The organism is Pseudomonas sp. HMSC076A11 (assembly GCF_001810205.1).
Lineage (GTDB): Bacteria > Pseudomonadota > Gammaproteobacteria > Pseudomonadales > Pseudomonadaceae > Pseudomonas > Pseudomonas aeruginosa.
This window is the reverse complement of sequence record NZ_KV800299.1, coordinates 110,729-137,564: the sequence shown is the minus strand read 5'-3', so window position 1 is coordinate 137,564 and position 26,836 is coordinate 110,729. Positions and strand designations below refer to the sequence as shown.

28 protein-coding genes are annotated in these 26,836 nt (G+C 64.2%); 6 read left to right on the top strand and 22 right to left on the bottom strand.

The window, feature by feature from the left end:
- Window positions 1-7: 7 nt before the first annotated feature.
- The 5 genes from HMPREF2716_RS12955 to rplM all read right to left on the bottom strand — a co-directional run bounded on the left by HMPREF2716_RS12955 (window position 8) and on the right by rplM (window position 3,679).
- A complete protein-coding gene (locus HMPREF2716_RS12955; RefSeq protein ID WP_003455493.1) occupies window positions 8-790 on the bottom strand; it encodes a cytochrome c1 in 783 nt (260 codons plus the stop codon).
- Entirely contained in the window at window positions 790-2,001 is a 1,212-nt protein-coding gene (locus HMPREF2716_RS12950) for a cytochrome b (RefSeq protein ID WP_003094159.1), read from the bottom strand. The genes HMPREF2716_RS12955 and HMPREF2716_RS12950 overlap by 1 nt, the downstream gene beginning before the upstream one ends.
- Window positions 2,001-2,594: a ubiquinol-cytochrome c reductase iron-sulfur subunit gene (gene petA / locus HMPREF2716_RS12945; RefSeq protein ID WP_003100631.1), complete on the bottom strand. Its 594-nt coding sequence runs from the start codon at window positions 2,592-2,594 to the stop codon at window positions 2,001-2,003. The genes HMPREF2716_RS12950 and petA overlap by 1 nt, the downstream gene beginning before the upstream one ends.
- 249 nt (window positions 2,595-2,843) lie before the next feature.
- A complete protein-coding gene (gene rpsI, locus HMPREF2716_RS12940; RefSeq protein WP_070621908.1) occupies window positions 2,844-3,236 on the bottom strand; it encodes a 30S ribosomal protein S9 in 393 nt (130 codons plus the stop codon).
- A gap of 14 nt (window positions 3,237-3,250) precedes the next feature.
- Entirely contained in the window at window positions 3,251-3,679 is a 429-nt protein-coding gene (rplM, locus tag HMPREF2716_RS12935; protein ID WP_003094164.1) for a 50S ribosomal protein L13, read from the bottom strand.
- 245 nt (window positions 3,680-3,924) lie between these two features.
- Here rplM and HMPREF2716_RS12930 point away from each other — a divergent pair, with 245 nt between their 5' ends.
- Window positions 3,925-4,962 carry an NADP(H)-dependent aldo-keto reductase gene (locus HMPREF2716_RS12930; protein ID WP_043494738.1) on the top strand — a complete coding sequence of 346 codons (1,038 nt, stop codon included), beginning with the start codon at window positions 3,925-3,927 and terminating at the stop codon, window positions 4,960-4,962.
- Window positions 4,963-5,046: 84 nt separating this feature from the next.
- On the opposite strand, the gene HMPREF2716_RS12925 is transcribed toward HMPREF2716_RS12930, so the two are convergent.
- The gene (locus HMPREF2716_RS12925; RefSeq protein ID WP_003120905.1) at window positions 5,047-6,192 is read right to left on the bottom strand and encodes an acyl-CoA dehydrogenase family protein; all 1,146 of its coding nucleotides are present in this window, start codon (window positions 6,190-6,192) and stop codon (window positions 5,047-5,049) included.
- 253 nt (window positions 6,193-6,445) lie between these two features.
- On the opposite strand from HMPREF2716_RS12925, the gene HMPREF2716_RS12920 reads away from it, so the two are divergent.
- Both HMPREF2716_RS12920 and HMPREF2716_RS12915 read left to right on the top strand, forming a co-directional pair.
- Window positions 6,446-7,345, top strand: a complete 900-nt coding sequence (locus HMPREF2716_RS12920; protein ID WP_003120906.1) for a GlxA family transcriptional regulator — start codon at window positions 6,446-6,448, stop codon at window positions 7,343-7,345.
- A 158-nt stretch (window positions 7,346-7,503) separates the two neighbouring features.
- On the top strand, window positions 7,504-8,466 hold the full coding sequence (locus HMPREF2716_RS12915) for a hypothetical protein (RefSeq protein WP_003116213.1): 963 nt from the start codon (window positions 7,504-7,506) through the stop codon (window positions 8,464-8,466).
- A gap of 64 nt (window positions 8,467-8,530) precedes the next feature.
- Here HMPREF2716_RS12915 and zapE read toward each other — a convergent pair whose 3' ends face one another.
- From zapE to HMPREF2716_RS12900, 3 genes are all read right to left on the bottom strand, one after another.
- Complete coding sequence (gene zapE, locus HMPREF2716_RS12910; protein ID WP_003150430.1) at window positions 8,531-9,625, bottom strand: cell division protein ZapE; 1,095 nt, start codon at window positions 9,623-9,625, stop codon at window positions 8,531-8,533.
- Between the two features lie 94 nt (window positions 9,626-9,719).
- On the bottom strand, window positions 9,720-11,066 hold the full coding sequence (locus HMPREF2716_RS12905; RefSeq protein WP_003098821.1) for a tryptophan--tRNA ligase: 1,347 nt from the start codon (window positions 11,064-11,066) through the stop codon (window positions 9,720-9,722).
- Between the two features lie 67 nt (window positions 11,067-11,133).
- Complete coding sequence (locus HMPREF2716_RS12900) at window positions 11,134-11,763, bottom strand: alpha/beta hydrolase (protein WP_070621907.1); 630 nt, start codon at window positions 11,761-11,763, stop codon at window positions 11,134-11,136.
- Between the two features lie 144 nt (window positions 11,764-11,907).
- On the opposite strand from HMPREF2716_RS12900, the gene HMPREF2716_RS12895 reads away from it, so the two are divergent.
- Window positions 11,908-12,354 (top strand): Z-ring associated ZapG family protein, encoded by a 447-nt coding sequence (locus HMPREF2716_RS12895; RefSeq protein ID WP_003094304.1) that lies wholly within the window; start codon window positions 11,908-11,910, stop codon window positions 12,352-12,354.
- 73 nt (window positions 12,355-12,427) lie between these two features.
- Here HMPREF2716_RS12895 and cysN read toward each other — a convergent pair whose 3' ends face one another.
- Together cysN and cysD are read right to left on the bottom strand one after the other, a co-directional pair.
- Entirely contained in the window at window positions 12,428-14,329 is a 1,902-nt protein-coding gene (gene cysN / locus HMPREF2716_RS12890; RefSeq protein WP_004352874.1) for a sulfate adenylyltransferase subunit CysN, read from the bottom strand.
- A gap of 11 nt (window positions 14,330-14,340) precedes the next feature.
- Window positions 14,341-15,258 (bottom strand): sulfate adenylyltransferase subunit CysD, encoded by a 918-nt coding sequence (cysD, locus tag HMPREF2716_RS12885; protein WP_003094311.1) that lies wholly within the window; start codon window positions 15,256-15,258, stop codon window positions 14,341-14,343.
- A gap of 344 nt (window positions 15,259-15,602) precedes the next feature.
- On the opposite strand from cysD, the gene mltB reads away from it, so the two are divergent.
- The gene (gene mltB / locus HMPREF2716_RS12880) at window positions 15,603-16,706 is read left to right on the top strand and encodes a lytic murein transglycosylase B (protein ID WP_003116214.1); all 1,104 of its coding nucleotides are present in this window, start codon (window positions 15,603-15,605) and stop codon (window positions 16,704-16,706) included.
- On the opposite strand, the gene HMPREF2716_RS12875 is transcribed toward mltB, so the two are convergent.
- Entirely contained in the window at window positions 16,693-17,451 is a 759-nt protein-coding gene (locus HMPREF2716_RS12875) for a Nif3-like dinuclear metal center hexameric protein (protein ID WP_003094318.1), read from the bottom strand. The two genes, mltB and HMPREF2716_RS12875, sit on opposite strands and share 14 nt — an antisense overlap.
- 116 nt (window positions 17,452-17,567) lie before the next feature.
- On the opposite strand from HMPREF2716_RS12875, the gene algW reads away from it, so the two are divergent.
- On the top strand, window positions 17,568-18,737 hold the full coding sequence (algW, locus tag HMPREF2716_RS12870; protein ID WP_003098831.1) for a Do family serine endopeptidase AlgW: 1,170 nt from the start codon (window positions 17,568-17,570) through the stop codon (window positions 18,735-18,737).
- A 42-nt stretch (window positions 18,738-18,779) separates the two neighbouring features.
- Here the strand turns inward: algW and hisC are convergent, their stop codons facing one another.
- The 10 genes from hisC to HMPREF2716_RS12820 form a co-directional block, all read right to left on the bottom strand.
- Window positions 18,780-19,835, bottom strand: coding sequence for a histidinol-phosphate transaminase (gene hisC / locus HMPREF2716_RS12865; RefSeq protein ID WP_003098833.1), 1,056 nt, complete (start codon window positions 19,833-19,835; stop codon window positions 18,780-18,782).
- Window positions 19,836-19,837: 2 nt separating this feature from the next.
- Window positions 19,838-21,160, bottom strand: a complete 1,323-nt coding sequence (hisD, locus tag HMPREF2716_RS12860) for a histidinol dehydrogenase (RefSeq protein WP_003094326.1) — start codon at window positions 21,158-21,160, stop codon at window positions 19,838-19,840.
- A gap of 125 nt (window positions 21,161-21,285) precedes the next feature.
- A complete protein-coding gene (gene hisG, locus HMPREF2716_RS12855; protein WP_003098837.1) occupies window positions 21,286-21,921 on the bottom strand; it encodes an ATP phosphoribosyltransferase in 636 nt (211 codons plus the stop codon).
- Between the two features lie 17 nt (window positions 21,922-21,938).
- Window positions 21,939-23,204, bottom strand: coding sequence for a UDP-N-acetylglucosamine 1-carboxyvinyltransferase (murA, locus tag HMPREF2716_RS12850; protein ID WP_003094332.1), 1,266 nt, complete (start codon window positions 23,202-23,204; stop codon window positions 21,939-21,941).
- A gap of 20 nt (window positions 23,205-23,224) precedes the next feature.
- Window positions 23,225-23,464, bottom strand: coding sequence for a BolA family protein (locus HMPREF2716_RS12845; protein WP_003094334.1), 240 nt, complete (start codon window positions 23,462-23,464; stop codon window positions 23,225-23,227).
- 116 nt (window positions 23,465-23,580) lie between these two features.
- Window positions 23,581-23,889 carry an STAS domain-containing protein gene (locus HMPREF2716_RS12840; protein ID WP_003162785.1) on the bottom strand — a complete coding sequence of 103 codons (309 nt, stop codon included), beginning with the start codon at window positions 23,887-23,889 and terminating at the stop codon, window positions 23,581-23,583.
- A complete protein-coding gene (locus HMPREF2716_RS12835; protein WP_003094337.1) occupies window positions 23,886-24,533 on the bottom strand; it encodes an MlaC/ttg2D family ABC transporter substrate-binding protein in 648 nt (215 codons plus the stop codon). Before HMPREF2716_RS12835 ends, HMPREF2716_RS12840 begins: the two co-directional genes overlap by 4 nt.
- Window positions 24,534-24,544: 11 nt before the next feature.
- Window positions 24,545-25,018: an outer membrane lipid asymmetry maintenance protein MlaD gene (mlaD, locus tag HMPREF2716_RS12830; RefSeq protein WP_003094339.1), complete on the bottom strand. Its 474-nt coding sequence runs from the start codon at window positions 25,016-25,018 to the stop codon at window positions 24,545-24,547.
- Complete coding sequence (mlaE, locus tag HMPREF2716_RS12825) at window positions 25,019-25,816, bottom strand: lipid asymmetry maintenance ABC transporter permease subunit MlaE (protein WP_003094341.1); 798 nt, start codon at window positions 25,814-25,816, stop codon at window positions 25,019-25,021.
- Window positions 25,816-26,625, bottom strand: a complete 810-nt coding sequence (locus tag HMPREF2716_RS12820; protein ID WP_003094343.1) for an ATP-binding cassette domain-containing protein — start codon at window positions 26,623-26,625, stop codon at window positions 25,816-25,818. Before HMPREF2716_RS12820 ends, mlaE begins: the two co-directional genes overlap by 1 nt.
- Window positions 26,626-26,836: the final 211 nt, after the last annotated feature.

The window sequence follows — 26,836 nt, the reverse complement described above, 5'->3', positions numbered from 1 at the left end:
GTGCGGGTTAGTGCACGTCCTTCCAGTACTCGCGCTTGAGGAGATAGGCGAATACGAAGAAGAAGGCCAGGTAGAGCAGGACGTAGGTACCGATACGCTCGGAGGCCAGCTTGTTCGGGTTGGCCGAATAGGCCAGGAAGGTCACCAGGTTCTTGACCTTCTCGTCGAACTGGGCTTCGTTCAGCTCGCCGGTCTTCGGCACCACGGTCAACTGGTCACAAGCTTCGTGAGTCAGCGGGGTACCGGTCAACGGATCGAACTGCTTCTTGCCATCCTCGACCACCTGTACCTGCTTGCAGCCGATCACCTGGCGTCCCTGCAGGGGCGCCAGGACGTTCGGCATGCCGACGTTGGGGAAGATCACGTTGTTCACGCCCCACGGACGCTTGGGATCCTCGTAGAACGAGCGCAGGTAGCTGTACAGCCAGTCGGTGCCGCGTACGCGGGCAACCAGGGTCAGGTCCGGCGGAGCGGCGCCGAACCAGGTCTTGGCGTCGGCCGGCTTCATGCCGATGTCCATGTGGTCGCCGATCTTGGCGCCGGTGAACACCAGCTTCTCCATCATCAGATCGGTAGGAATGCCCAGGTCGGTGGCGACACGCTCGTAACGCTGGAACTTGGCGCTATGGCAGCCCATGCAGTAGTTGGCGAAGGTACGCGCGCCATCCTGCATGGCCGCCTTGTCGGTCAGGTCGATGTCGACATGATCCAGTTGCGGCCCATGGCCGCCAGCGGCGAAACCCAGGACTGGCAGTACCGCCAGAATCAGTGCAGCGAATTGCTTTTTCATCAGCCAGTCACCCTTTCCGGAACCGGTTTGGTCTTCTCCATCCGGGTGTAGAACGGCATCAGGATGAAGAAGGCGAAATACAGGACGGTGCAAACGCGCGACAGGGTAGTACCCAGCGGGCTCGGAGCCTGGGCGCCGTAGTAGCCGAGGATCACGAAGGACACCGCGAAGATCACCAGCCACAGCTTGCTCAGCCAGCCCTTGTAGCGGATCGAGCGAACCGGGCTGCGATCCAGCCACGGCAGGACGAACAGCACGGCGATCGCCGCACCCATCGCCACCACGCCCATCAGCTTGTCCGGAACCGCGCGGAGGATCGCGTAGAACGGGGTGAAGTACCAGACCGGAGCGATGTGCTCGGGGGTCTTGAACTGGTTGGCCATCTCGAAGTTGGGCTTCTCGAGGAAGTAGCCGCCCATTTCCGGGAAGAAGAAGATCACGGTGCAGAAGATGAACAGGAACACCACCACACCGACGATATCCTTCACGGTGTAGTACGGATGGAACGCGATGCCGTCCAGCGGTACGCCGTTCTCGTCCTTCTTCTTCTTGATGTCAACGCCGTCCGGGTTGTTCGAACCGACTTCGTGCAGCGCCAGGATGTGCAGCACGACCAGGCCGAGCAGGACGATCGGCAGGGCGATCACATGCAGGGCGAAGAAGCGGTTCAGGGTGATGCCGGAGATCAGGAAGTCACCGCGGATCCACTGGGCCAGGTCTTCGCCGACCACCGGAATCGCGCCGAACAGGGAAATGATCACCTGGGCGCCCCAGTAGGACATCTGACCCCAAGGCAGCAGGTAGCCCATGAAGGCCTCGGCCATCAGCGCCAGGTAGATCAGCATGCCGAAGATCCACACCAGCTCGCGCGGCTTCTGATAGGAGCCGTAGAGCAGGCCGCGGAACATGTGCAGGTAGACCACGATGAAGAACGCCGATGCACCGGTGGAGTGCATGTAGCGAATGATCCAGCCGTAGTCGACATCGCGCATGATGTATTCGACGGAAGCGAACGCCTCTTCGGCCGACGGCGTGAAGCTCATGGTCAGCCAGATGCCGGTGAGGATCTGGTTGACCAGCACCAGCAGCGCCAGGGAACCGAAGAAATACCAGAAGTTGAAGTTCTTCGGTGCGTAGTACTTGCTCAGATGGTCTTCCCACATCTTGGTCGCGGGAAAACGCGCATCGACCCAAGCCATGAACTTGTTCATCAGGCTTTCTCCTGGTCCACGCCGATGGTGATGACGTCGTCAGCATCGAACGTATAAGGCGGAATCGGCAGGTTCAGCGGCGCTGGCTGGCCTTTGTAGACACGACCGGCGAGGTCGTAGTGGGAGCCGTGGCAAGGGCAGAAGTAGCCACCCTTCCAGTCCGGACCGAGGTCGGCGGGGGCGACTTCGGGACGGAAGGTCGGCGAGCAGCCCAGGTGGGTGCAGATGCCGACGATCACCGCCAGTTCCGGCTTGATCGAGCGAAGCTTGGGATCGACGTACTCCGGCTGCTCCGAGGCCTTGGAGTCCGGGTCGGCCAGTTGTCCTTCGAGGCTCGGCAGGGCGTCCAGCATCTCCTTCGTGCGGTGCACGATGAATACAGGCTTGCCGCGCCATTCAGCGATGATCTGCTGACCTGGATCGATCTTGCCCACGTTCACCTGCACCGGCGCGCCAGCAGCCTTGGCTTTGGCACTGGGGAACCATGACCCTACGAACGGGACCGCAGCACCCACCGCTCCCGCCGCGCCAACCACAGAGGTGGCCGCGACGAGGAAGCGACGCCGGCCTGCATTCACGCCGTCATTACTCATTCAGTCGTCTCCCATCAGCTTCAGACCTGTTCTAATCAGGCCTTTAAGTAAAAATTCGAGCCGCGCAAAAAATTCGCCAAATGGTAAAGAAAACCCCCTTTGATGACAAGGTAATAGCCTGACACAAAACGCCCGAAACCCTTGTAGGGCGCGCCCTTCGGCCATGCGACACCTTGCCGCAGAGTTAAAGCGTAGACATAAAAAAACGCCCAGCTCCGAAGAGGTGGGCGTTTTTCAGCAAGCGTCGAATTAACGCTTGGAGTACTGCGGACGCTTACGCGCTTTACGCAGACCGACTTTCTTACGCTCGACTTCACGGGCATCGCGAGTCACGTAGCCGGCCTTGCGCAACGAGCTACGCAGGGTTTCGTCGTACTCGATCAGGGCACGGGTGATGCCGTGACGGATCGCACCGGCCTGACCGCTTACGCCACCGCCAACGACGGTAACGAAGATGTCGAACTTCTCGACGGTCTCGGTCAGCTCGAGCGGCTGACGCACGACCATGCGAGCGGTTTCACGACCGAAGAACTGATCGAGACCACGGTTGTTGATGGAAATCTTGCCAGTACCCGGACGCAGGAAGACGCGAACGGTAGCGGTCTTACGACGGCCAGTGCCGTAATTTTGAGTCGCCGACATAATGAGCTATCCCGTTAAATCTTCAGTTCTTGGGGCTGCTGAGCGGTGTGCGGGTGGCTGGCACCCTTGTACACCTTCAGCTTGCGATACATATCGCGACCCAGAGGGTTCTTCGGCAGCATGCCTTTTACAGCGGTCTCGATGACGCGCTCAGGGGCCTTGGCGATCAGCTTCTCGAAGTTGATCGACTTGATGCCGCCCGGGAAGCCGGAGTGGTGGTAGTACATCTTGTCGGTGGTCTTGGCACCGGTCACACGCACCTGCTCGGCGTTGATGACGACGATGTAGTCACCGGTGTCAACGTGCGGAGTGTACTCAGGCTTGTGCTTGCCACGCAGGCGGCGGGCAATTTCGGTCGCCAGACGACCCAGGGTCTGGCCGGCAGCGTCGACGACGAACCAGTCGCGCTGTACAGTTTCCGGTTTCGCGGTATAGGTTTTCATTCGTTATAGCCTCAGGGGCCGCCTGAAAATAAGACGGCGAATCTTACTGGACAGTGGTTGCCTTGACAAGTCAAGGACAGCCGAAAACAGACACGAATTGGGGCTCGGGTCGGTGTGCGTCCGTAACGACTAGATACATCGATCGGCAGGCTTGGCATCCCCCACCGATGAAAGGCTGCGGAATTATGCAGATTTCGCCAGAATTTACAACCGCATTAACCACTTAATTTCACGAGGACACCCGCATGGAGTATCGCCCGCTCGGCCGCACCGATCTGAAAGTCAGCGCCCTCTGCCTCGGCACCATGACCTGGGGCGAGCAGAACAGCGAGCAGGACGCCTTCGCCCAGATCGCCAGGGCCAAGGCCGCCGGGATCAATTTCATGGATACCGCCGAAATGTATCCGGTGCCGCCCCGCGCCGAGACCTACGCCAGCACCGAGCGCATCATCGGCAACTGGTTCCGCCGCAGCAGCGACCGCGCCGACTGGATCCTCGCCAGCAAGATCGCCGGCCCCGGCAACGGCATCAGCCATGTGCGCGACGGCAACCTCAAGTTCAACCGCCAGCACATCGTCGCCGCCCTCGATGCCAGCCTGGAGCGCCTGCAGACAGACTGGCTGGACCTCTACCAGTTGCACTGGCCGGAGCGGCGGACCAACTTCTTCGGCCAGCTCGGCTACCAGCACCAGGAAGAGAGCTTCACACCGCTGGAGGAAACCCTGGAAGTGCTCGACGAGCAGGTGCGCGCCGGCAAGATCCGCCACATCGGCCTGTCCAACGAGACGCCCTGGGGCACCATGACCTTCCTCAGGCTCGCCGAGGAGCGCGGCTGGCCGCGCGCGGTATCGATCCAGAACCCCTACAACCTGCTCAACCGCAGCTTCGAGGTGGGCCTGGCGGAAATCGCCATCCGCGAGCAGTGCGGCCTGCTGGCCTACTCGCCGATGGCCTTCGGCATGCTTTCCGGCAAGTACGCGGACGGCGCCCGCCCGGCCAACGCGCGCATCAGTCTGTACAGCCGCTTCACCCGCTACACCAACCCGCAGGCGGAAGCGGCCTGCGCGCGCTACGTAGCGCTGGCCCGCGAACATGGAATGGAACCGGCGCAGATAGCACTGGCCTACGTCACCTCGCGGCCGTTCGTGACCAGCAACATCATCGGCGCGACCTCGCTGGAACAGCTGGAAACCAATCTCGGCAGCATCGACCTGAGGCTGGACGAGGAGGTGCTCGCCGGTATCGATGCGATCCACCGGGAGCAACCGAACCCGGCTCCCTGAGGCTCCAGGGGCCTGGCGCTGCCGCGGGTTCGGCGGACAACCGCGCGATGCGGTCGTCCGCCCCTCCCGGTGACCAGGCGCGCTTCACAGGGCCCGCGCGATGATCTCCTTCATGATCTCGTTGGTACCGGCGTAGATCCGCTGCACCCGGGCATCGGCCCAGGCCCGCGCCACCGGATATTCCCACATGAAGCCGTAGCCGCCGTGCAACTGCACGCATTCGTCGAGCACCTTGCATTGCAGGTCCGTCGTCCAGTACTTGCACATGGCGGCGGTGGGTACGTCCAGCTTGCCCTGGAGATGCTGCTCCATGCAGCGATCGACGAAGACCCGGCCGACCTGGATCTCGGTAGCCATCTCGGCAAGCTTGAAGCGGGTATTCTGGAAGTCCGCCACCGACTTGCCGAACGCCTTGCGCTCGCGAGTGTAGTCGAGCGTCCATTGCAGGGCCGCCTCGGCCGACGCCAGCGCGCCGATACCGACGGTCAGGCGCTCCTGCGGCAGCTCCTGCATCAGGTAGATGAATCCCTGGCCGTCCTTGCCGAGCAGGTTCTCCCGGGGAATCCGCACATCCTGGAAGAACAGCTCGGAGGTGTCCTGGGCCTTCATCCCGACCTTCTCCAGGCGCTTGCCCTTGCTGAAGCCCGGCGTACCCGCCTCGACCACGAACAGGCTTATGCCCTTGGCGCCAGCCTTCGGATCGGTCTTCGCCACCACGATCACCAGGTCGGCGAGGAAGCCGTTGGTGATGAAGGTCTTCGAGCCATTGATGACGTACTCGTCGCCATCCAGTACCGCAGTGGTCTTCACCCCTTGCAGGTCGGAACCGGCCCCCGGCTCGGTCATGGCGATGGCCGCGACCATCTCGCCGGATACCAGCTTCGGCAGGTACTTGCGCTTCAGCGCCTCGCTGCCGTAGTGGAGGATGTAGGGCGCAGCGATGTCCGAATGCAGGGAGAAACCGATCCCGGTCAGGCCGGCCCGACCGATCTCTTCGATGACCACGGCGCTGTAGAGGAAGTCCGCGCCCATCCCGCCATACTCTTCCGGCAGGTGCGAACAGAGCATTCCGGCCTCGCCGGCCTTGTTCCAGAGCGCGCGGTCGACATGCCCATCCTTTTCCCATTGGTGATGGAAAGGCACGGCTTCCTGTTCGAGGAACTTGCGCACGCTGTCGCGAAACAGTTCGTGGTCGGAGCTGAACAGGGTTCTCGGTATCATCGTGGTCACCTGGAAACGGTCTGGGATCGGGTTGGCTGCACGCGGCAGGTCTTCGACTGTAGGGAAATGCCCTGACCGACGCACTGGACAGTTGCGCCAAAAAATAAGACGATCCAGCCGCCTTTTGACCGCTTTCCCTTACTCACAACAACGATAAAAATCCATGCGCGCTCAATCCGCTCCGGTGCTGAAACATGTCGGCATCGTCGCCATCGACGGCGTCTTCGCCTCGACCCTGATGCAGGCCAAGGACTTCTTCCACATGGCCAGCCTGCGCCACGGCAAGCAGCAGGGCCTCGGTCTCCAGCCGGCCTTCCGCACCCGCATCCTCAGCCCCGACGGCCAGCCGGTACGCAGCTTCAGCGGCGACAGCATCGCCGTCGACGGTCCCCTCGCCGCCTGCGATATCGTGGTCCTGCCCGCCTTCTGGGGCGATTTCGACGCGCTCGAACGGCGCTATCCGCAAATCGTTCCCTGGTTGCGCCGCAGCCATGCCGAGGGAACCGCCCTCTGCGGTGAGGCGACCGGGGTCTTCTGGCTGGCCCAGGCAGGTCTGCTGGATGGCAAGGAAGCGACCACCTACTGGCGCTTCTATCGAGAATTCGCCGAACGCTTCCCGAACGTGCTGCTCAATCAGGAGAAGCACCTGACCGATGCCGACGACCTGTTCTGCGCCAGCGGCGTCACCTCCGCCTGCGACCTCTACATCTATCTGATCGAGCGTTTCTGCGGCGGATCGGTGGCCCAGGCGGTGGCCCGGGATACCCTCTACGAAGTACAGCGCAGCTACACCCCAGGGCGCATCGGCTTCGGCGGACAGAAGCTGCACCATGACCCGACGATCCTGCAGATCCAGCAATGGCTGGAAGACCACTTCGCCGACAAGTTCCGTTTCGAGGACGTCGCCCGCGACCACGGCATGAGCATCCGCAACTTCATGCGGCGCTTCCAGGCCGCTACCGGCGACAAGCCGCTGCACTATCTGCAGCGACTGCGGATCGAGACCGCCAAGGGCATGCTCTCGAGCACGCGCAAGAGCATCAAGACGATCAGCTACGAGGTCGGCTACGACGACGCCAGCTTCTTCGCCCGCCTGTTCCGCCAGCACACCGAACTCTCTCCCCACCATTACCGTCGCCAGTTCATGCAGAAGGAAAGCTGAGCCGGACTTCGCCGGGCCTGCCCGAACGGCATCGGCGCCGGCGCTTTTCCTACAGAACCTAGGATAGGTAGCCAGGTCGGCCTTCGCGGGTTCTCATGAATCCGCAGGCCCGCCGCAGACGCGGGCGTTCCGAACAACGACAAGAACGGACCTTTGCCATGCGCCTTTATCTGCTCGCCTTCCTGGCCCTCTTCGGTATGAATGCTATGGCCGCCGACAACTGGAAAGCCTTCCCCTACGACCAGAGCGCCTATGACTATCCAGGCGACAAGTTGAAGGAAGCCTGGCCGCGCCTGACCCGCGGCTTCGGCGACTATCCCTATCCGGACGCCGACTGGGTGGTGAACATGGCGACCGCCCATCCGGATGCCCTGGAAAAGACCGTGAAGGCCGGCACCGGCTTCACCGGCAAGCCGGAAGAGGCCGCGCAATATGCGGCACGACTGCAGGATGTCTGGCGCCTGCTGTTCCGCGGCGACTACGCCAAGGCCAAGGAGCAGGGACTGGCCCTGGGAGTCGGCGGCCAGGTACCGGCGATGTTCGCCCAGGTGCTCTACGCCATGTTCCTGGCTCCCGACCAGGCGGAGAAACAGCGCCTGCTCGAAGAAGTCATCGACTACACCGAACAGGCCGGCCCGCTGGTCAAGGCCGATATCGTCGCCCAGTTCGGCAGCGTCTACGCCAAGGCGCGCCTGGCCGAGGAGCTATCGGTACCGGTAGTGCTCAAGCGCGGCTATACCAGCGAAATACCCAAGGAACTGGACGCTCTCCTGGCCAGGCAACCCAACCAGCCGTTCGCCCTGGCGCTCTACGGCGGCTACGAGGCGGGAGTGATCCGCAAGGTCGGCAAGCTGGTCGGCAAGATGACCTACGGGGTCAGCGCCGACAAGATGGAGCAGTACTTCGCCCGCTCCTTCCGCCAGGCCAACGACCTGCCGATCGGCCACTACGAGTACGCCAACGCGCTGACCTACGTATACGGCGACAACGAGCGGGAGAAGGCCATCGCCCAACTGAAGCAGGCCGTGGCGATCAAGCCGATCAACGCCATGGAAGCCCTCGAAGTGGCCCATGCGAAGAAGCTCCTCGCCGGCTTCGAGCAGAACACCGCGCAGCGCTGAAACGCCGCGCGCCCATGAAAAAAGGGGTGGCCATCGGCAACCCCTTTCTCGTTTCCGCCCCGGATCAGGGCCGGTGCGGACGCGTCAGGTATTCGTGGGACTGCATTTCCAGCAGACGACTGAGGGTGCGCTGGAATTCGAACTCCAGCCGGCCGCCGCTGTAGAGATCCTTTAGCTCGACCTCGGCGGAGATGATCAGCTTGACGCTGCGGTCGTAGAACTCATCCACCAGGTTGATGAAACGCCGCGCCATGTCGTCCTTGGCGACGCCCATCTGCTCGACGTTGGAGATCAGCACGGCGTGGAAAATCTTCGCCAGTTCGATGTAGTCGTTCTGGCTGCGCGGGCCGTCGCACAGCTCACGGAATTCGAACCAGGCCACGTCGTCGCAGGTCAGGCGCGCGCGGATCTCGCGGTTCTCGATCATCAGCGCCTCGTCGCGCTGGGCCTTGGCACAGTCCGGGGTCAGGGCCTTGAAGCTGCGCGCCATCTCCTCCTCGACCTGTTCGCTGAGCGGCCAGTGGAACAGCTCGGCCTGCTCCAGCGCGCGCAGGCGATAGTCGACGCCGCTATCGACGTTGACGATCTCGGTATGCTCCTTGAGCAGGGCGATCGCCGGCAGGAAACGGGCGCGTTGCAGGCCATCCTTGTACAGGCCGTCCGGCACGATGTTGGAGGTCGCCACCAAGCTCACGCCGTTCTTGAACAGCTCTTCCAGCAGGGTGGCGAGGATCATCGCATCGGTGATGTCGGAGACGAAGAACTCGTCGAAGCAGATCACCCGCGCCTCGTCGGCGAAGCGCTTGCCGATGATGGTCAGCGGGTTCTTCTCGCCCTTGAGGGTCTTCAGTTCTTCGTGCACCCGCTTCATGAAGCGGTGGAAGTGCGTGCGCACCTTCTGCTCGAACGGCAGCGACTCGAAGAAAGTGTCCACCAGGTAGGTCTTGCCACGGCCGACGCCGCCCCAGAAATACAGGCCCTTCACCGGCCCGCCGGACTTCCTGCCGAGCAGCTTGCCGAACAGGCCGGGCTTGGCGTGGTCGGCGGCGACCAGGTCATCGTAGAGGCGTTGCAGATGCTTCACGGCATTCGCCTGTGCGGCATCGTGGAAGAAATCGGGGCGTTGGAGATCGGCCTGGTAGCGCTCGAGGGGCGTCATGATCGGTAGCAATGCAACGAAAACGGGGCCGTCACTTTAGCGACGACCCCGTCTCTTGGCAATCGGCCATCCGTCGAGGATGTACCGGGGCTGCCTACTCCTGCGGTGCCAGCGCTTCGCGGGTGCGCTCGATGGCGGCGTCACGGGCGGCGGCGTCGGCGAAGGCCGGGCTCTGCGCCACCGCCTCGCCATCCAGCCACAGGCCAAAGGCATTGCCCTCGGCCCGCAGGTCGGCAGTCTCGCCAGCCAGCAGGCGCTTGCTCACCGCACCGGCGGCCTTGCCGTCGGCGAAGGCGCGGGACAGCAGTAGCTGTTCGCCGGCGGCGTCCAGCAGGCGGAAGCGGAAGCTGCCGTCGTCGTCGCGGAAGCTGACCAGGCGCGCAGCCTTGGCGGCCTTCTTCTTGCCGCTCTCGGCACTTTTCAGCGGCTCGCGCAGGGAGCGCAGGCCGACTGCCTCGCGCAACTCGGCGATGAATGGGGTGGCGATGCGGCGCGCCTTGGCGGCGCCGGCGAGGAGAATGTCCTCGATATCGTCGGGCTTGGCGATCAGCGCCTGGTAACGCTCGCGAGCCTCGCCCAGTTCGTTGTCGAGCAACTGGAACAGGCGCTGCTTGGCTTCGCCCCAGGCCAGGCCGTCGAGCAGTTCCTGGCGGAACGCGGCGACCTGTTCGGCGCTGGCGAAGGCCGAGTAAAGAAGGAACAGGTGCGAACTGTCCGGGTCCTTCGGCTCACCCGGCGCGCGCGAGTCGGTGACGATGCGTGCGATGGCGTCCTTGAGCTGCCTGGACGGGCTGAACAGCGGGATGGTGTTGTCGTAGCTCTTGGACATCTTGCGTCCGTCCAGGCCCGGCAGGGTGGCGACGTTTTCCTCGATCACCGCTTCGGGCAGGACGAAGAACTCGCGGCCGTTGCCGAACAGGTGGTTGAAACGCTGGCCGATGTCGCGGGCCATCTCCACGTGCTGCACCTGGTCGCGGCCGACCGGGATCTTGTGCGCGTTGAACATCAGGATGTCCGCGGCCATCAGCACCGGATAGCTGTAGAGGCCCATGGTCACGCCGGCGTCCGGGTCTTCGCCGGCCTCGACATTGCGGTCCACCGCGGCCTTGTAGGCATGCGCGCGGTTGAGCAGACCCTTGGCACTGACGCAGGTGAGCAACCAGGTCAGCTCGGGAATCTCGGGGATGTCCGACTGCCGGTAGAAGGTCGCACGCTCGACGTCCAGGCCGCCGGCCAGCCAGGTCGCGGCGATTTCCAGGCGCGAGCGCTGGATACGAGCGGGATCGTCGCACTTGATCAAGGCGTGGTAGTCCGCCAGGAAGTAGAACGAATCCACGTCGCTCCGACGGCTGGCGAGGATCGCCGGGCGGATGGCGCCGGCGTAGTTGCCCAGGTGCGGAGTGCCGGTAGGAGTGATGCCGGTCAGGATACGAGTAGTCATGCGATACCAGATGTCAGGCAAAGAAAAGAATGGCGCGCCGGATGGTAGCAGGGCCGGCGCGACGACGTCAGTCCTGCAGGCGTGGCAGCAACAGGTCCTTCAGATCGATCAGCTTGCCATGGAAGAAATGTCCGCTTTCTGCCACCCGCAACAGCTCATGCGGTCGTGCCAGGGACTCGCTCCAGGCATATACCGCGGCCGGCGTGACCACGTCGTCGTCCTCCGGCTGCACCACGGTCAGCGGGCAACGCGCAGGCAGGCTGACCGCGAAGCGTTCCACCGGCGGCGCGATCATGAACAGCCGCGCCAGCCCGACGCCCTGCGCTTCCAGGCGACCCGCCAGATTGCCGGCGACGCAGGAGCCGAAGGAAAAGCCCATCAGTGTCAGCGGCAACCCCGGATGGCGTGCCAGCAACCAGCGCGCGGCGGCCTCGGCGTCGTCGATCTCGCCGATCCCCTCGCCATAGCTGCCAGCGCTCTGGCCAACGCCACGGAAGTTGAAACGCAGGGTCGCCAGGCCGGCATCGCGGGCGCTGCGTTGCAGAGTGGCGACCACCTTGTTCTGCATGGTGCCGGCGAACAGCGGGTGCGGATGGCAGACCAGGGCGATGCCGCGGGCATCGGGCAGATCGAGGGGCAGGGCTTCCAGCGGCCCGCAGGGGCCATCGATGGATACAGGGATTTCGCGGGTAGACAAACAGGAACTCCGTGACCCCGGCTCGGGTCGACTCGTCTAGCAGATTACTCCAAGCGACACAGGCACTTACTCGCGTGCCGTGGTATACAGCTCGGACTCAAGCCGTTAACGTAAAGCAAAGCCGTCTATAGAGGAAGGATTCGCGTGGAACAGTCGCTCACCGCCTGGCTGCTGCCGGCCCTCGCCCTGGTCGCCGGGGTCGCCATCGGTTTTCTGATCGCCCGCCTGCTGCCCAACGCCGCGCCGAACAAGGTGCAACGCCAGATGGACGACCTGCAGGACCGCTTCGACAGCTATCAGCGCGAAGTCGTGACCCATTTCAACACCACCGCCAGCCTCGTGAAGAAGCTGACCCAGAGCTACCAGGACGTGCAGGAGCACCTCTCCGACGGCGCCCAGCGCCTGGCCCTGGACGAACAGACCCGCCAGCGCCTGCTGGCTGCGCTGCATGCCGACGAGGCCTATCCGGCCGAGCGCCGCGAGCGCCTGACTCCGCCGGCCTCCGGCGAAGTGCCGAAGGACTATGCGCCGAAAAGCCCGGACAGCCCCGGCACCCTCGACGCCACCTACGGCCTGAAAGGCAAGTACTGACGCGCTGCGCGAACCTGCCGACGCCCATGAAAAAGCCCCGCATCCGCGGGGCTTTTTCATGGCTGCGAGACGATCAGATCGCCTGGCGCTCGCGCAACAGGTCGAGCACCTGCTTCACGCCGTCCTCGACGCTCAGCGCCTGGGTATCGATCACCAGGTCGGCATCCAGCGGCACGTCGTAGGGGAAGGACTCGCCGGGGATATTGTCCTCGCCCGCCGCATACAGCCCCTGTGGATCGCGTTCGCGGCAAACCTGCGGCGACGCCTGCACATAGACGGTGATCAGGCGCTCGGCGCCGATCAGCGCCCTGGCCTGCTCGCGCCCTTCCGCGCTCGGCGCGACGAAGGCGCAGAGGCTGATCAACCCGGCCTCGTTGAACTGCTTGGCGACATGGGCGGTGCGCAGCCAGTTCTCGGTGCGTCCGGCGCGGTCCTGCGGCAACCCCTTGTTCAGGTCGTGGCGCAGGTTCTGCCCGTCCAGCACGTAGACCGCGCGGCCCATATCGAACAGCTTGCGCTCCACGGCGTAGGCCAGGGTGCTCTTGCCGGCGCCGGAGAGGCCGCTGAACAGTACGGTCGCCGGCTGCTGGCCGAAGCGGCCGGCACGCTCCTCGCGCGTCACATGGGCATTCGAACCGTGATGCGCGCTGCTGCCATGGGCCGCCGACGGAGCGGAGATGATCATGCCGGCGCCAACGGTGCCGTTGGTCAGGCGATCGATGACGATGAAGGCGCCGGTGGTGCGGTTCTGCTCATAGCCATCGAGCGCGATGGGCGCGTCCAGGCTGACCTTGACCCTGGCGATCTCGTTCAGCTTCAGCTCGCTGCCCGGGGTCCGCTCCAGGGTATTCACGTCCACCTTGTGGACGATGCTCGGAATCGAACCCGGCACATAGCTGGTAGCGCGCTTGATATCGTACTTCTTGCCCGGAAGCATCGGCTCCTCGGCCATCCACACCAGCATGGCATCGAAGCCGTCGGTGACCAGCGGGCGATTGTCGGCATGCACCAGCATGTCGCCGCGGGAAACGTCGATCTCGTCTTCCAGGGTCAGGGTGACGGCCTGGCCGGGACCGGCCTGCTCCAGTTCGCCCTCGAAGGTGACGATGGATTTCACCTTGCTGCCCTTGCCCGACGGCAAGGCCACCACCTCGTCGCCCTTGCGCACCACGCCGCTGGCCAGGGTGCCGGCGAAACCGCGGAAGTTCAGGTTCGGCCGGTTCACGTACTGCACCGGGAAGCGCATGTCATCGAGGTTGCGGTCGGCGGCGATCTCGACGGTTTCGAGGATTTCCATCAGCGACTGGCCGGCGTACCAGGGCGAACGCTCGGACTTGTTGACCACGTTGTCGCCCTTGAGCGCCGACATCGGCACGAAGTGCAGCGAACTGGTCTTCAGACCGATCTTCTCGGCAAAGGCCAGGTAGTCGGCCTTGATCTGTTCGAAGACACCCTGGTCGAAGTCCTTCAGGTCCATCTTGTTGATGGCGACCACGATATGCCGGATGCCCAGCAGGGACGCGATGAAACTGTGCCGGCGGGTCTGGGTCTGCACGCCGTAGCGGGCATCGATCAGGATGATCGCCAGGTCGCAGGTCGAGGCACCGGTGGCCATGTTGCGGGTGTACTGCTCATGGCCGGGCGTGTCGGCGATGATGAACTTGCGCTTGGCGGTGCTGAAGTAGCGGTACGCCACGTCGATGGTGATGCCCTGCTCGCGCTCGGCCTGCAGGCCGTCGACCAGCAGCGCCAGGTCGACGTCGTCGCCCGTGGTGCCGACTTTCTTCGAGTCGCGGGTGATGGCCTCGAGGTGATCCTCGTAGATCATCTTGGAGTCATGCAGCAGGCGCCCGATCAGGGTGCTCTTGCCGTCATCGACGTTGCCGCAGGTAAGGAAGCGCAGCAGTTCCTTGCGTTCGTGCTGCCCCAGGTAGGCGAGGATGTCCTCGCTGATCAGATCGGATTGATGAGACATGCTGCGTACCCTCAGAAATAGCCCTGACGTTTCTTTTCTTCCATCGAACCGGCCTGGTCATGGTCGATGACCCGGCCCTGGCGTTCGGAAGTACGCGTCAGGAGCATTTCCTGGATGATTTCCGGCAGCGTGGTGGCGCTGGACTCGACCGCGCCGGTGAGCGGGTAGCAGCCGAGGGTACGGAAGCGCACCATGCGCTTCTCGATGCGGGCTTTCTCTTCGTCAGAGAGATGCTCGAGGATGCGCTCGTCGTCGATCATGATCAGCGTGCCGTTCTTCTCGATAACCTCGCGCTCGGCGGCGAAGTACAGCGGGACGATCGGGATGCCTTCCAGGTAGATGTATTGCCAGATATCCAGCTCGGTCCAGTTGGACAGCGGGAAGACGCGGATCGACTCGCCCTTCTTCACCTTGCCGTTGTAGATGTTCCACAGCTCGGGACGCTGGTTCTTCGGGTCCCAGCGGTGCTTGCTGTCGCGGAACGAATAGACCCGTTCCTTGGCCCGCGACTTCTCCTCGTCGCGGCGCGCACCGCCGAAGGCAGCGTCGAAACCGTACTTGTCCAGGGCCTGCTTGAGTCCCTCGGTCTTCATCACATCGGTGTGCTTGGCGCTGCCGTGGGTGAACGGGTTGATGCCCTGGGCGACGCCGTCCGGGTTGACGTGGGTGATCAGGTCCAGGCCCATTTCCTCGACCATCCGATCGCGGAACCTGTACATCTCCTGGAATTTCCAGCGGGTGTCCACGTGCATCACCGGGAAGGGCAGCTTGCCGGGGAAGAAGGCCTTGCGGGCCAGGTGCAGCATGACCGCGGAATCCTTGCCGATCGAGTACAGCATCACCGGGTTATCGAACTCGGCGGCCACCTCGCGGATGATGTGGATGCTTTCCGCCTCCAGCTGTTTCAGGTGCGTCAGTTTGTCGACCATGGCTACTCACGGAATTGCTTATGGACGGCCGTCGGGCCGTAGACGAACGCGCACTCTATCACAGCGCAAGGCTCTAAAAGATTCGCCATTTATACCGAAAAAATATAGCCATATAGCCATCCGCGCTCAGGGTTGCAGCCGGCGAAAACACTGGCATGGAGAGGCTTTCCTGGGCGTTTCGCGGAGCGGACGGACAGGCCTGCGACGGCATCGCCCCCGGACCGAGCGAAGCCACCGCCGCGACAGCGAGCAGACGGTCCGCCCCCCTTTCGGCGGCTCGACTTGTACGCCAGCGGCACTGCGCTAGCATAGCGGGCATCGTCATTCCGCCAAGAAGCCCCCAGATGCGCCGTACCGCCCTCGCCCTGCCCCTGTTCCTTCTGGTCTCAGCATGCAGCAGCGAACCGACGCCACCACCGAAACCCGCCGCCAAACCCCAGGCCCGCACCGTCATTTCCCCCCGCCCCGTACGCCAGTCGGTGCAACCGATACTGCCGCTGCGCGGCGATTACGCGAACAATCCGGCGGCACAGCGCTTCATCGACAGGATGGTCAGCCAGCACGGCTTCAACCGCCAGCAACTGCACGACCTGTTCGCCCAGACCCAGCGCCTGGACTGGGTGATCCGCCTGATGGACCGGCAAGCCCCGACCTATACCCCACCCAGCGGACCGAACGGCGCCTGGCTGCGCTACCGGAAGAAGTTCGTCACGCCAGGCAACGTACAGAACGGCGTGCTGTTCTGGGACCAATACGAAACCGACCTGCAACGGGCATCGCGCGTCTACGGCGTGCCGCCGGAGATCATCGTCGGCATCATCGGCGTGGAAACCCGCTGGGGGCGTGTGATGGGCAAGACGCGGATCATCGATGCGCTGTCCACCCTGTCCTTCTCCTACCCTCGCCGCGCGGAATTCTTCAGCGGCGAACTGGAGCAATTCCTCCTCCAGGCGCGCAAGGAAGGCACCGACCCGCTGGCCCTGCGCGGTTCCTATGCCGGCGCCATGGGCTACGGCCAGTTCATGCCGTCTTCATTCACCAAGTACGCGGTGGACTTCGATGGCGATGGGCATATCGACCTGTGGAATCCGCGTGACGCCATCGGCAGCGTCGCCAACTATTTCAAGCAGCACGGCTGGGTCAGCGGCGATCGCGTGGCGGTTCCCGCCAGTGGCCGGGCTCCCTCGCTGGAAGATGGCTTCAAGACGCTGTACCCGCTGGACGTGCTCGCTTCCGCCGGATTACGCCCGCAGGGTCCGCTCGGCGGCCACCGGCAAGCCAGCCTGCTGCGCCTGGACATGGGCAGGAACTACCAGTACTGGTACGGCCTGCCGAACTTCTACGTGATCACCCGCTATAACCACAGCACCCACTACGCGATGGCCGTCTGGGAACTGGGCAAGGAAGTCGACCGGGTGCGTCACCGCTCCGTCGTCAGGCAGGATTAGGACAGTCGATGAACAAGTGCTCGATGGCGAAGCGCTTGCCCAGGTAGTCGCCCAGCGCCTGTACCCCGTAGCGCTCGGTGGCATGGTGTCCGGCGGCGATGAAGCTGATGCCGTTCTCCCGCGCGCTGTGCACGGTCTGCTCGGAAACCTCGCCGGTCAGGTAGGCATCGACGCCAGCGGCGATCGCCTGGTCGATATAGCCCTGGGCGCCGCCGGTGCACCAGGCGATGCGCCGGATCGGCTGACCGGCATCGACCAGCAGCGGCTCACGCCCCAGCGCATCGCGCACATGCCGAGCGAAATCGGCAGGCTGCATCGGCTCGGCAAGCGAACCGAGGAGGACGATGGAACGCGGGTTGCCCGGCTCCAACGGCCCTTCCACTTCGAAGCCGAGCTGCCGGGCGAGCTGCACGTTGTTGCCCACCTCCGGATGCAGATCCAGCGGCAGGTGGTAAGCGAGCAGACTGATATCGTTGTTCAGCAGGGTCTTCAGGCGCCGTTGCTTCATGCCGACCACGCAGGGGTTCTCACCCTTCCAGAAGTAACCGTGATGCACCAGCACCACGTCGGCGTCGGCCTCCACGGCGGCATCCAGCAGCGCCTGGCTGGCAGTGACCCCGCTGACGATCCGCCGCACCTGCGGCCGGCCTTCGACCTGCAGGCCGTTCGGGCAGTAGTCCTGGATGCGCGCGGCATCCAGATAACGGTCGGCCTCTTCGACCAGGGTGCTCAGGGCGATAGCCATGCAAATTCCTCTTCATTCAGGCAGGGCGCGCCGCTCCTCTAATGGACGGCTTCCCCCTATAATGGGCGCCACCTTATCGGCCGCTTTTCGGCCTCGCAACCCCAAGGATTTTCCCGATGCCCAAGGCCCTGCGTTTCCTCGGCTGGCCCGTGCTGGTCGGCGTGCTGCTGGCCCTGCTGATCATCCAGCACAACCCCGAGCTGGTCGGCCTGCCACGCCAGGAGGTGCACGTCGAGCAGGCGCCTCTGCTCAGCCGCCTGCAGGAAGGCCCGGTGTCCTATGCCAACGCGGTGAGTCGAGCGGCTCCGGCAGTGGCCAACCTGTACACCACCAAGATGGTCAGCAAGCCCTCCCACCCCCTGTTCGACGACCCGATGTTCCGCCGCTTCTTCGGCGACAACCTGCCGCAACAGAAGCGCATGGAGTCGAGCCTCGGCTCGGCGGTGATCATGAGCGCGGAAGGCTACCTGCTGACCAACAACCACGTGACCGCTGGCGCCGACCAGATCATCGTGGCCTTGCGCGACGGCCGCGAAACCATCGCCCAGTTGGTCGGCAGCGACCCGGAAACCGACCTGGCCGTGCTGAAGATCGACCTTAAGAACCTGCCGGCGATGACCCTCGGCCGCTCCGACGGCATTCGCACCGGCGACGTCTGCCTCGCCATCGGCAACCCGTTCGGCGTCGGCCAGACCGTGACCATGGGCATCATCAGCGCCACCGGACGCAACCAGCTCGGCCTGAACACCTACGAAGACTTCATCCAGACCGACGCGGCGATCAACCCCGGCAACTCCGGCGGCGCGCTGGTGGACGCTGCCGGCAACCTGATCGGCATCAACACGGCGATCTTCTCCAAGTCCGGCGGCTCCCAGGGTATCGGCTTCGCCATCCCGACCAAGCTGGCCCTGGAGGTCATGCAGTCGATCATCGAGCACGGCCAGGTGATCCGCGGCTGGCTCGGCGTCGAGGTCAAGGCGCTGACCCCGGAACTGGCGGAGTCGCTGGGCCTCGGCGAAACCGCCGGGATCGTCGTCGCCGGCGTCTATCGCGACGGCCCGGCGGCGCGCGGCGGCCTGCTGCCGGGCGACGTGATCCTGACCATCGACAAGCAGGAAGCCAGCGACGGCCGCCGCTCGATGAACCAGGTGGCGCGCACCCGTCCGGGACAGAAGATCAGCATCGTGGTGCTGCGCAACGGACAGAAGGTCAACCTGACCGCCGAGGTCGGCCTGCGTCCGCCGCCGGCACCGGCTCCACAGCAGAAACAGGACGGCGGCGAGTGATCCCCGCCATTGAAAACGGCGCCCTCGGGCGCCGTTTTCGTATCACTTGAGGAAGTGCAGGGCGTCCAGTAGCGCCTGGTTCTGCTCCGGACTGCCGATGGTGATACGCAGGAACTGGTCGATCCGCGCCTGCTTGAAATGGCGGACGATCACTCCCTGCTCGCGCAGGGTCGAGGCAATCTGCCCGGCATCGTGCCGCGGATGACGGGCGAAGACGAAGTTGGCGGCCGACGGTAGTACCTCGAAGCCCAGCGCCTGCAAAGAGGCGCTCAACGCCTCGCGGCTATCGATCACTGCCTGGCAGGTCCGACGGAAATAAGCGTCGTCCTCGAAAGCCGCCGCCGCGCCGGCGATCGCCAGGCGATCCAGCGGGTAGGAATTGAAGCTGTTCTTGATCCGCTCCAGCGCCTCGACCAGATCGGCATGGCCGACCGCCAGGCCGACCCGCAGGCCGGCCAGGGAGCGCGACTTGGACAGCGTCTGGGTGACCAGCAGGTTCGGGTAGCGATCGACCAGGGCGATGGCGCTCTCGCCGCCGAAGTCGACATAGGCCTCGTCGACTACCACCACCGAATCCGGCGACGCCTTCAGCATCGCTTCGATGGCGTCCAGCGGCAGCAGGCAGCCGGTCGGCGCGTTCGGATTGGGGAAGATGATTCCGCCGTTGGGCCGCGCGTAGTCTTCGACGCGGATGCGGAACCTTTCATCCAGCGCGATCTTCTCGTGCGCGATCCCGTACAGGCCGCAATAGACCGGATAGAAGCTGTAGGTCACGTCCGGAAACAGCAGCGGCAGGTCGTGTTGGAAGAGGCCATGGAAAATGTGCGCGAGCACCTCGTCGGAGCCGTTGCCGACGAACACCTGGTTGGCCTGTACGCCGTAGTGCGCGGCGACCGCCTGCTTCAACCGCTCGCCGTTGGGATCGGGATACAGGCGCAGGTCGTCGTTGAGTTCCGCCTGCATCGCGGCGAGCGCCTGTGGCGACGGACCGTAGGGATTCTCGTTGGTGTTCAGCTTGACCAGCCGCGACAGCTTCGGCTGCTCGCCCGGCACATAAGGCACCAGGTCCTTGACGAAGGGACTCCAGAATTTGCTCATGCTCAGGCCTCCTTCTCGTCGAGGATGCGGTATTCGGCACTACGCGCGTGGGCGGTCAACGACTCGCCGCGAGCCAGCACCGAGGCGGTACGACCGAGGACCGAAGCGCCCTCGGCCGAGCAGTTGATGATCGACGAACGCTTCTGGAAGTCATATACCCCCAGCGGCGAAGAGAAACGCGCGGTACCGGAGGTCGGCAGCACGTGGTTCGGGCCGGCGCAATAGTCGCCCAGGGCCTCGGCAGTGTAGCGGCCCATGAAGATCGCGCCGGCATGGCGGATCTCCGGCAGCCAGCTTTCCGGATCGGCCACCGACAGCTCCAGGTGTTCCGGGGCGATGCGGTTGGCGACCGCACAGGCCTGGGCCTGGTCGGCGACCTGGATCAGCGCGCCGCGCCCCTCCAGGGAGGTGCGGATGATCTCGGCGCGCTCCATGGTCGGCAGCAGGCGAGCGATGCTGTCCGCGACGCGGTCCAGGAACGCCGCGTCCGGACTGACCAGGATCGACTGGGCGTCTTCGTCGTGTTCGGCCTGGGAGAACAGGTCCATGGCGATCCAGTCGGGATCGGTCTGGCCGTCGCAGACCACGAGGATTTCCGAGGGACCGGCGATCATGTCGATGCCGACCTGGCCGAACACGTGACGCTTGGCGGTGGCCACGTAGATGTTGCCGGGGCCGACGATCTTGTCCACCCGCGGCACGCTTTCGGTGCCGTAGGCCAACGCGGCCACGGCCTGTGCCCCGCCGATGGTGAAGACACGGTCGACGCCGGCGATGCAGGCGGCGGCGAGGACGATCTCGTTGATCTCGCCGCGCGGGGTCGGTACGACCATGACCACTTCGGACACCCCGGCGACCTTGGCCGGGATCGCGTTCATCAGCACCGAGGACGGGTAGGACGCCTTGCCGCCCGGCACATAGAGCCCGGCGCGGTCCAGGGGGGTGACCTGCTGGCCGAGCACAGTGCCGTCGGCCTCGGTGTAGCGCCAGGAACCCTGCTTCTGCTTCTCGTGGTAGCTGCGCACGCGCTCGGCGGCGACTTCCAGGGCTTCGCGCTGGGCTACGGTGATGCGGGTGAGAGCCAGCTCCAGGCGCTCGCGCGGCAGGATCAGGTCAGCCATCGAGGCGGCCTGGAGACCGTCGAAGCGCTGGGTGAACTCGACCACGGCGGCGTCGCCACGGCTGCGTACGGCGGCGATGATGTCGAGGACGCGCTGGTTGACCGAATCGTCGGAGACACTTTCCCAGCTCAGCAGATGATCCAGATGACGCCCGAAGTCCGGATCAGCGGCATTGAGTCGACGGATAGCGAAGGGAGCGGTCATAGCGAGCCTCTTTTATGGATGGCGTTGTCTCGGGCGCCGCTAGACTACCAAGCCCACCGTGCGGGCACCCGAGAAAATTTGGCTATGACACGGATAGGCAGGTGCGGCGCGGAGCCGCACGGGTATCAGTGACGGTGTCGCGCCTCGACGGCGTCGCGCAGGGTATCGATCAGCGACTGGATGCGACCGTGCTGCATCTTCATCGAGGCCTTGTTGACCACCAGGCGCGAGCTGATCGTGGCGATCAGTTCCTGGGGCTCCAGGCCGTTGGCGCGCAGGGTATTGCCGGTATCCACGACGTCGATGATCTTGTCGGCGAGACCGACCAGGGGCGCCAGCTCCATCGAGCCGTACAGCTTGATCACGTCGACCTGGCGGCCCTGCTCGGCGTAGTAGCGCTTGGCGACATTGACGAACTTGGTGGCCACCCGCAGGCGTCCCTTGGGTTCAGGCGCGCCAATGGCGCCGGCGGTCATCAGCTTGCAGTTGGCGATACGCAGGTCCAGCGGTTCGTAGAGCCCCTGGCCGCCGTACTCCATCAGCACGTCCTTGCCGGCCACGCCGAGATCGGCGGCGCCATGCTCGACATAGGTCGGCACGTCGGTGGCGCGCACGATGAGCAGGCGCACATCGGACAGGGACGTCGGGATGATCAGCTTGCGGCTCTTGTCCGGGTTCTCCGACGGCACGATGCCCGCCGCTGCGAGCAGCGGCAGGGTATCGTCGAGAATCCGGCCCTTGGACAAGGCGATGGTCAGCATTTGCGCGACAGCCTCCGCTAGCCCGGTACGCGGCGGATCTTGGCGCCGAGCAGCTGGAGTTTCTCTTCGATGCACTCGTAGCCACGATCGATGTGGTAGATGCGATCGATCAGGGTGTCGCCTTCGGCCACCAGGCCGGCGATCACCAGGCTCGCGGATGCGCGCAGGTCGGTCGCCATGACCGGAGCGCCCTTGAGCTTGGGTACGCCGGTGACGATGGCGGTGTTGCCTTCGACGAGGATTTGCGCGCCCATGCGGTTCATTTCGTAGACATGCATGAAGCGGTTCTCGAAGACCGTCTCGATGACCGCGCCGGTGCCTTCGGCAACCGCGTTCATGGAGATGAACTGGGCCTGCATGTCGGTGGGGAACGCCGGGTACGGCGCGGTACGCACGTTGACCGCCTTCGGCCGGTTGCCCTTCATGTCCAGCTCGATCCAGTTGCTGCCGGTGCTGATGTGGGCACCGGCCTCTTCCAGCTTCTGCAGGACCGCCTCGAGGATGGTCGGGTCGGTATCCTTCAGCTTCACCCGGCCGCCGGTCGCGGCCGCGGCCACCAGGTAGGTGCCGGTCTCGATACGGTCGGGCAGTACGTCGTAGCGAGCGCCGCCGAGGCGCTTCACGCCTTCGATGACGATGGTATCGGAGCCAGCGCCCTGGACGTTGGCGCCCATGGCGTTCAGGCAGTTGGCCAGGTCGACCACCTCCGGCTCGCGAGCGGCGTTCTGCAGCACGGTGCGGCCGTTGGCCAGCGCGGCGGCCATCATCAGGTTCTCGGTGCCGGTCACGCTGACGGTATCGAAGAAGAAGTGACCGCCACGCAGGCCGCCGGCCGGCGCCTTGGCCTTGATGTAGCCGCCTTCGACCTCGATCTGCGCGCCCATGGCCTCGAGACCGCGGATATGCAGGTCGACCGGACGCGAACCGATCGCGCAACCGCCCGGCAGGGCCACTTCGGCCTCGCCGAAGCGCGCCAGCATCGGGCCCAGCACCAGGATCGAGGCACGCATGGTCTTCACCAGTTCGTACGGCGCGACCAGGGTCTTGATGCTGCTGGCGTCGACTTCGACGTTGAGCTTCTCGTCGATGATCGGCTGCACGCCCATGCGGCCGAACAGTTCGATCATGGTGGTAATGTCGTGCAGGTGCGGCAGGTTGCAGACGGTGACCGGAGTATCGGCCAGCAGGGTCGCGGCCAGGATCGGCAGCGCCGAGTTCTTCGCGCCGGAAATGCGGATTTCGCCATCGAGGCGGTTACCGCCGGTAATAATCAGTTTATCCATTGCAATGATCCCCCGTGGGCTCAGGAACGCTCGGCCCAGGCGGCGCGGCTGAAGAATTTCATGGTGACGGCATGGATGCTGCCATCGGCGATCCAGGCGTTCAAATGGGCGTAGACCTGCTGCTGACGCTTGACCGGGCTCTGGCCGGCCAGTTCGTCGCTGATCAGATTCAGTTGGAAATTGCACCCTTCGCCCTCGACTTCCACCTGGGTGCCGGGGAGTTTTTCCTGGAGAAGGCTCTTAACGTCTTCGGCCTGCATGCTCAACCTCAATCGGGCGCCCTACGCGCACGGTCGGCCATCATACAAAAAAGCCCTCCGCCTGCGAACCCCAGGAAGGGACGCGCAGACGGAGGGCCGCTCGTTCCGCCGGCCGGTCATTCCTGCAAAGGCAGGATCTCCAGAAGGCTGCTGACCTTGGCAATCTCCCGCATGTCTTCCGGCAACGCCCTGACGCTCAGGACCTTGCCGGCCTTGCGTGCGTCGCGCATGAAGGCCAGCAACAGGGAAATGCCCACGCTGCTGGAGCGCTCCACCGCCGAGCAGTCGACGACCAGTTCCGCCGCCTGGCTGGCGCGGATCAGCCGACCGCCCTGCTCGCGCAACGCCGGCCCGCTGCTGTAGTCGAGCACGCCGGCGAGCTGCAGTTCGCCGGCCGCGCCTTCGCGCAGGCTGGCCTGGCTCATTTCGCCCCGGCCTCTTCCGCTTTCGCGGTTTCCTTGGCCTTGGCGACCACCTCGCCCCAGCCGGCGATGGTCTTCTCGAGGTCGTTGCGGTTCTTCTGCATGGTGTCGGCGAACTGGTCGCGGAACAGCTTGCCGATGTTGATGCCGTTGATGATCACGTTGCGGACCTTCCAGCCACCGGCCAGGTTGGTCATGGTGTAGGAGACCGGATAGACCGTGCCCTTGCTGTCACGGATCTCCATGTTGACGCTGGCGCGATCGTCGCTCGGCTTGGCCGAACTAGGCAGCACGCGGATGTCCTGGTTGTCGTATTCGAGCAGCGCGTTGCCGTAGAACTGCATCAGGCTGTTCTTGAACACTTCCTCGAAGCGCTTGATCTGCTCGGGTGAGGCCTGGCGCGAGTACTTGACGGTCATCACGCTCTTGGCGATGCCTTCGGCATCGACCACCGGCCCAAGGATACGATCGAGAGTGGCGTAGAGCTTTTGCGGATCGGCCTTGTAGGCGGCCTTGTTGGCCTTGATGTCGGAAAGCAGTTCGTCGACCGTGCCCTGCACCACCTGTTGCGGGGTCGGCGCCGCCATGGAAAGCAGCGGGAAAGCCGCCAGGAACACCAGCAGGCCGCGACGCAGAAGAGTCAGCATGGAAGAAAACCTCACTTTTTGGCTTCGTCTTTGTTAACCGAGTTCAGCAGGAACTTGCCGATCAGGTCTTCCAGCACCAGCGCCGACTGGGTGTCGTGGATGGTGCTGCCGTCCTTCAGAACGTCCTCGTCGCCGCCGACGCTGATGCCGATGTATTTCTCGCCCAGCAGGCCGGCGGTCAGGATCGACGCCGTGGAATCGACCGGCAGGTTGTTCACGTTCTGGTTGATCTCCATGGTCACGCGACCAGTGTAGCTGTCGCGATCCAGGTCGACCGCCGTCACCTTGCCGATCGTCACGCCGGCCAGGGTGACCTTGCCGCGCACGGTAACACCGGCGATGTTGTCGAAGTAGGCGTAGACCTTGTAGGTATCGCCGGCGTTGCCCACGCTCAGGCCGCTGACCCGCAGGGCCAGCAGCAACAGGGCCAGCAGGCCGGCCAGGAGGAACAGGCCGACACCGATTTCCAGGGTGCGGGTTTGCATTCAGAAATCTCCAAACATCAAAGCAGTCAGAATGAAGTCGAGCCCCAGCACCGCCAGGGAGGCATAGACCACGGTCCGGGTCGTCGCCCGGCTGATTCCTTCCGAGGTCGGCTCGCAGTCGTAGCCTTGGTAGACCGCGATCCAGGTCACCACGAAGGCGAATACGATACTTTTGATCACGCCGTTGAGCACATCCTCGGTGAACTGCACGCTGTTCTGCATGTTCGCCCAGAACGACCCCTCGTATACGCCCAGCCAGTCGACCGCGACCATCGCCCCGCCCCAGATGCCGACCACGCTGAAGATCGCGGCGAGCAGCGGCATGGAGATGAAACCGGCCCACAGGCGCGGCGCGACGATGTACTTGAGCGGGTCGACACCGATCATTTCCAGGCTGGAAAGCTGTTCGGTGGCCTTCATGTTGCCGATTTCCGCGGTAAGCGCAGAGCCGGCACGGCCGGCGAACAGCAGGCCGGTCACCACCGGCCCCAGTTCGCGCAGCAGGGTCAGGGCCACCATCTGCCCGACCGCCTGCTCGGAACCATAGGAAATCAGGATGTTGTAGCCCTGCAGGGCCAGCACCATGCCAATGAACAGGCCCGAGACGACGATGATCGCCAGCGACAGCACGCCTACCGAGTAGAGTTGCTTCACCAGCAGGTGCAAACCGGTGCCTGGCGTGCGCCGGCCGAGCAGGGCGTGGCCGAGGAACAGGGTCGAGCGGCCGAGCGCGGCGACCACGTCCAGGCCGGCGCGGCCGAACAGGCGGATACGTTCGAGGGGAGAGACTCTACGCATCAGCGCTCTCCCAGCAGGTCGGCCCGGTAGTCGCGGGCCGGATAATGGAACGGAACGGGACCATCCGGGATTCCCTTGACGAACTGGCGGATACGAGGATCGTCGGTTTCCTTGAGGACGTCCGGCGTCCCGTGGCCAAGTACCCGGCCGTCGCCGACGATATAGATGTAGTCGGCGATGCTGGCGGTCTCGGCCAGGTCATGGGAAACCACGATGCTGGTGATGCCGAGGGCATCGTTGAGCAGGCGGATCAGGCGCACCAGGACGCCCATGGCGATCGGATCCTGCCCCACGAACGGCTCGTCGTAGAGCAGGATCTGCGGGTCCAGGGCGATCGCCCGGGCCAGGGCGACGCGGCGCTTCATGCCGCCGGAAAGCTCGTCCGGCATCAGTTCCACGGCGCCGCGCAGGCCGACGGCCTGAAGCTTCATCAGGACGATGTCGCGGATCATCTCTTCCGGCAGTTGGGTATGCACGCGCAGCGGAAATGCGACGTTCTCGAAGACGTCGAGATCGGTGAACAGCGCCCCGCTCTGGAACAGCACGCCGAACTGCTTGCGCATGTCGAACAGGTCGCCGCGCGAAAGCTGCGGCAGGTTCTGCCCGTTGACCCAGACCTCCCCCTTCGAAGGACGCAACTGGGAGGCGATCAGCCGCAGCAACGTGGTCTTGCCGCAACCGGACGGGCCCATGATGCCGGTCACCTTTCCGCGCGGGATACGCACATCGATGTTGTCGAAAATCGCCCGCGATCCGCGCTTGAAGGTCAGGCCCTTCAACTCGACCGCGTAGGCACTATCGGTGCTCATCAGGACTCCTTGCGATGCGACCCGTCCATGCTGGACGCCTTGCCCCGTTGCAAAGGCACGCATCCCGGAGGGGTCGAATGGGCGCGGACTATAGCACTGCGGCGGGTTCTGGCCCAAGGCCTGGCACCGTGCCGTTCAGCTTGGATTCAGCTTGTTCGGAGCGTTCTCTCAGCCCTTTAGGACATATCGCACACTTCAGGTTCACTACGGA

Coding starts and splice junctions, on each gene's coding strand:
- HMPREF2716_RS12875 (WP_003094318.1), bottom strand. CDS start 17,451: ATGGCTATCGCCCTGAGCACCCTGGTCGAAGAGGCCGACCGTTATCTG.
- petA (WP_003100631.1), bottom strand. CDS start 2,594: ATGAGTAATGACGGCGTGAATGCAGGCCGGCGTCGCTTCCTCGTCGCG.
- mltB (WP_003116214.1), top strand. CDS start 15,603: ATGCGCCGTACCGCCCTCGCCCTGCCCCTGTTCCTTCTGGTCTCAGCA.
- hisC (WP_003098833.1), bottom strand. CDS start 19,835: ATGAGCAAATTCTGGAGTCCCTTCGTCAAGGACCTGGTGCCTTATGTG.
- HMPREF2716_RS12915 (WP_003116213.1), top strand. CDS start 7,504: ATGCGCCTTTATCTGCTCGCCTTCCTGGCCCTCTTCGGTATGAATGCT.
- mlaD (WP_003094339.1), bottom strand. CDS start 25,018: ATGCAAACCCGCACCCTGGAAATCGGTGTCGGCCTGTTCCTCCTGGCC.
- HMPREF2716_RS12835 (WP_003094337.1), bottom strand. CDS start 24,533: ATGCTGACTCTTCTGCGTCGCGGCCTGCTGGTGTTCCTGGCGGCTTTC.
- HMPREF2716_RS12950 (WP_003094159.1), bottom strand. CDS start 2,001: ATGAACAAGTTCATGGCTTGGGTCGATGCGCGTTTTCCCGCGACCAAG.
- rplM (WP_003094164.1), bottom strand. CDS start 3,679: ATGAAAACCTATACCGCGAAACCGGAAACTGTACAGCGCGACTGGTTC.
- zapE (WP_003150430.1), bottom strand. CDS start 9,625: ATGACGCCCCTCGAGCGCTACCAGGCCGATCTCCAACGCCCCGATTTC.
- hisG (WP_003098837.1), bottom strand. CDS start 21,921: ATGCTGACCATCGCCTTGTCCAAGGGCCGGATTCTCGACGATACCCTG.
- hisD (WP_003094326.1), bottom strand. CDS start 21,160: ATGACCGCTCCCTTCGCTATCCGTCGACTCAATGCCGCTGATCCGGAC.
- HMPREF2716_RS12820 (WP_003094343.1), bottom strand. CDS start 26,625: ATGAGCACCGATAGTGCCTACGCGGTCGAGTTGAAGGGCCTGACCTTC.
- HMPREF2716_RS12955 (WP_003455493.1), bottom strand. CDS start 790: ATGAAAAAGCAATTCGCTGCACTGATTCTGGCGGTACTGCCAGTCCTG.
- rpsI (WP_070621908.1), bottom strand. CDS start 3,236: ATGTCGGCGACTCAAAATTACGGCACTGGCCGTCGTAAGACCGCTACC.
- HMPREF2716_RS12845 (WP_003094334.1), bottom strand. CDS start 23,464: ATGCAGGCCGAAGACGTTAAGAGCCTTCTCCAGGAAAAACTCCCCGGC.
- HMPREF2716_RS12920 (WP_003120906.1), top strand. CDS start 6,446: ATGGCCAGCCTGCGCCACGGCAAGCAGCAGGGCCTCGGTCTCCAGCCG.
- mlaE (WP_003094341.1), bottom strand. CDS start 25,816: ATGCGTAGAGTCTCTCCCCTCGAACGTATCCGCCTGTTCGGCCGCGCC.
- cysN (WP_004352874.1), bottom strand. CDS start 14,329: ATGTCTCATCAATCCGATCTGATCAGCGAGGACATCCTCGCCTACCTG.
- cysD (WP_003094311.1), bottom strand. CDS start 15,258: ATGGTCGACAAACTGACGCACCTGAAACAGCTGGAGGCGGAAAGCATC.
- HMPREF2716_RS12905 (WP_003098821.1), bottom strand. CDS start 11,066: ATGACTACTCGTATCCTGACCGGCATCACTCCTACCGGCACTCCGCAC.
- algW (WP_003098831.1), top strand. CDS start 17,568: ATGCCCAAGGCCCTGCGTTTCCTCGGCTGGCCCGTGCTGGTCGGCGTG.
- murA (WP_003094332.1), bottom strand. CDS start 23,204: ATGGATAAACTGATTATTACCGGCGGTAACCGCCTCGATGGCGAAATC.
- HMPREF2716_RS12930 (WP_043494738.1), top strand. CDS start 3,925: ATGGAGTATCGCCCGCTCGGCCGCACCGATCTGAAAGTCAGCGCCCTC.
- HMPREF2716_RS12840 (WP_003162785.1), bottom strand. CDS start 23,889: ATGAGCCAGGCCAGCCTGCGCGAAGGCGCGGCCGGCGAACTGCAGCTC.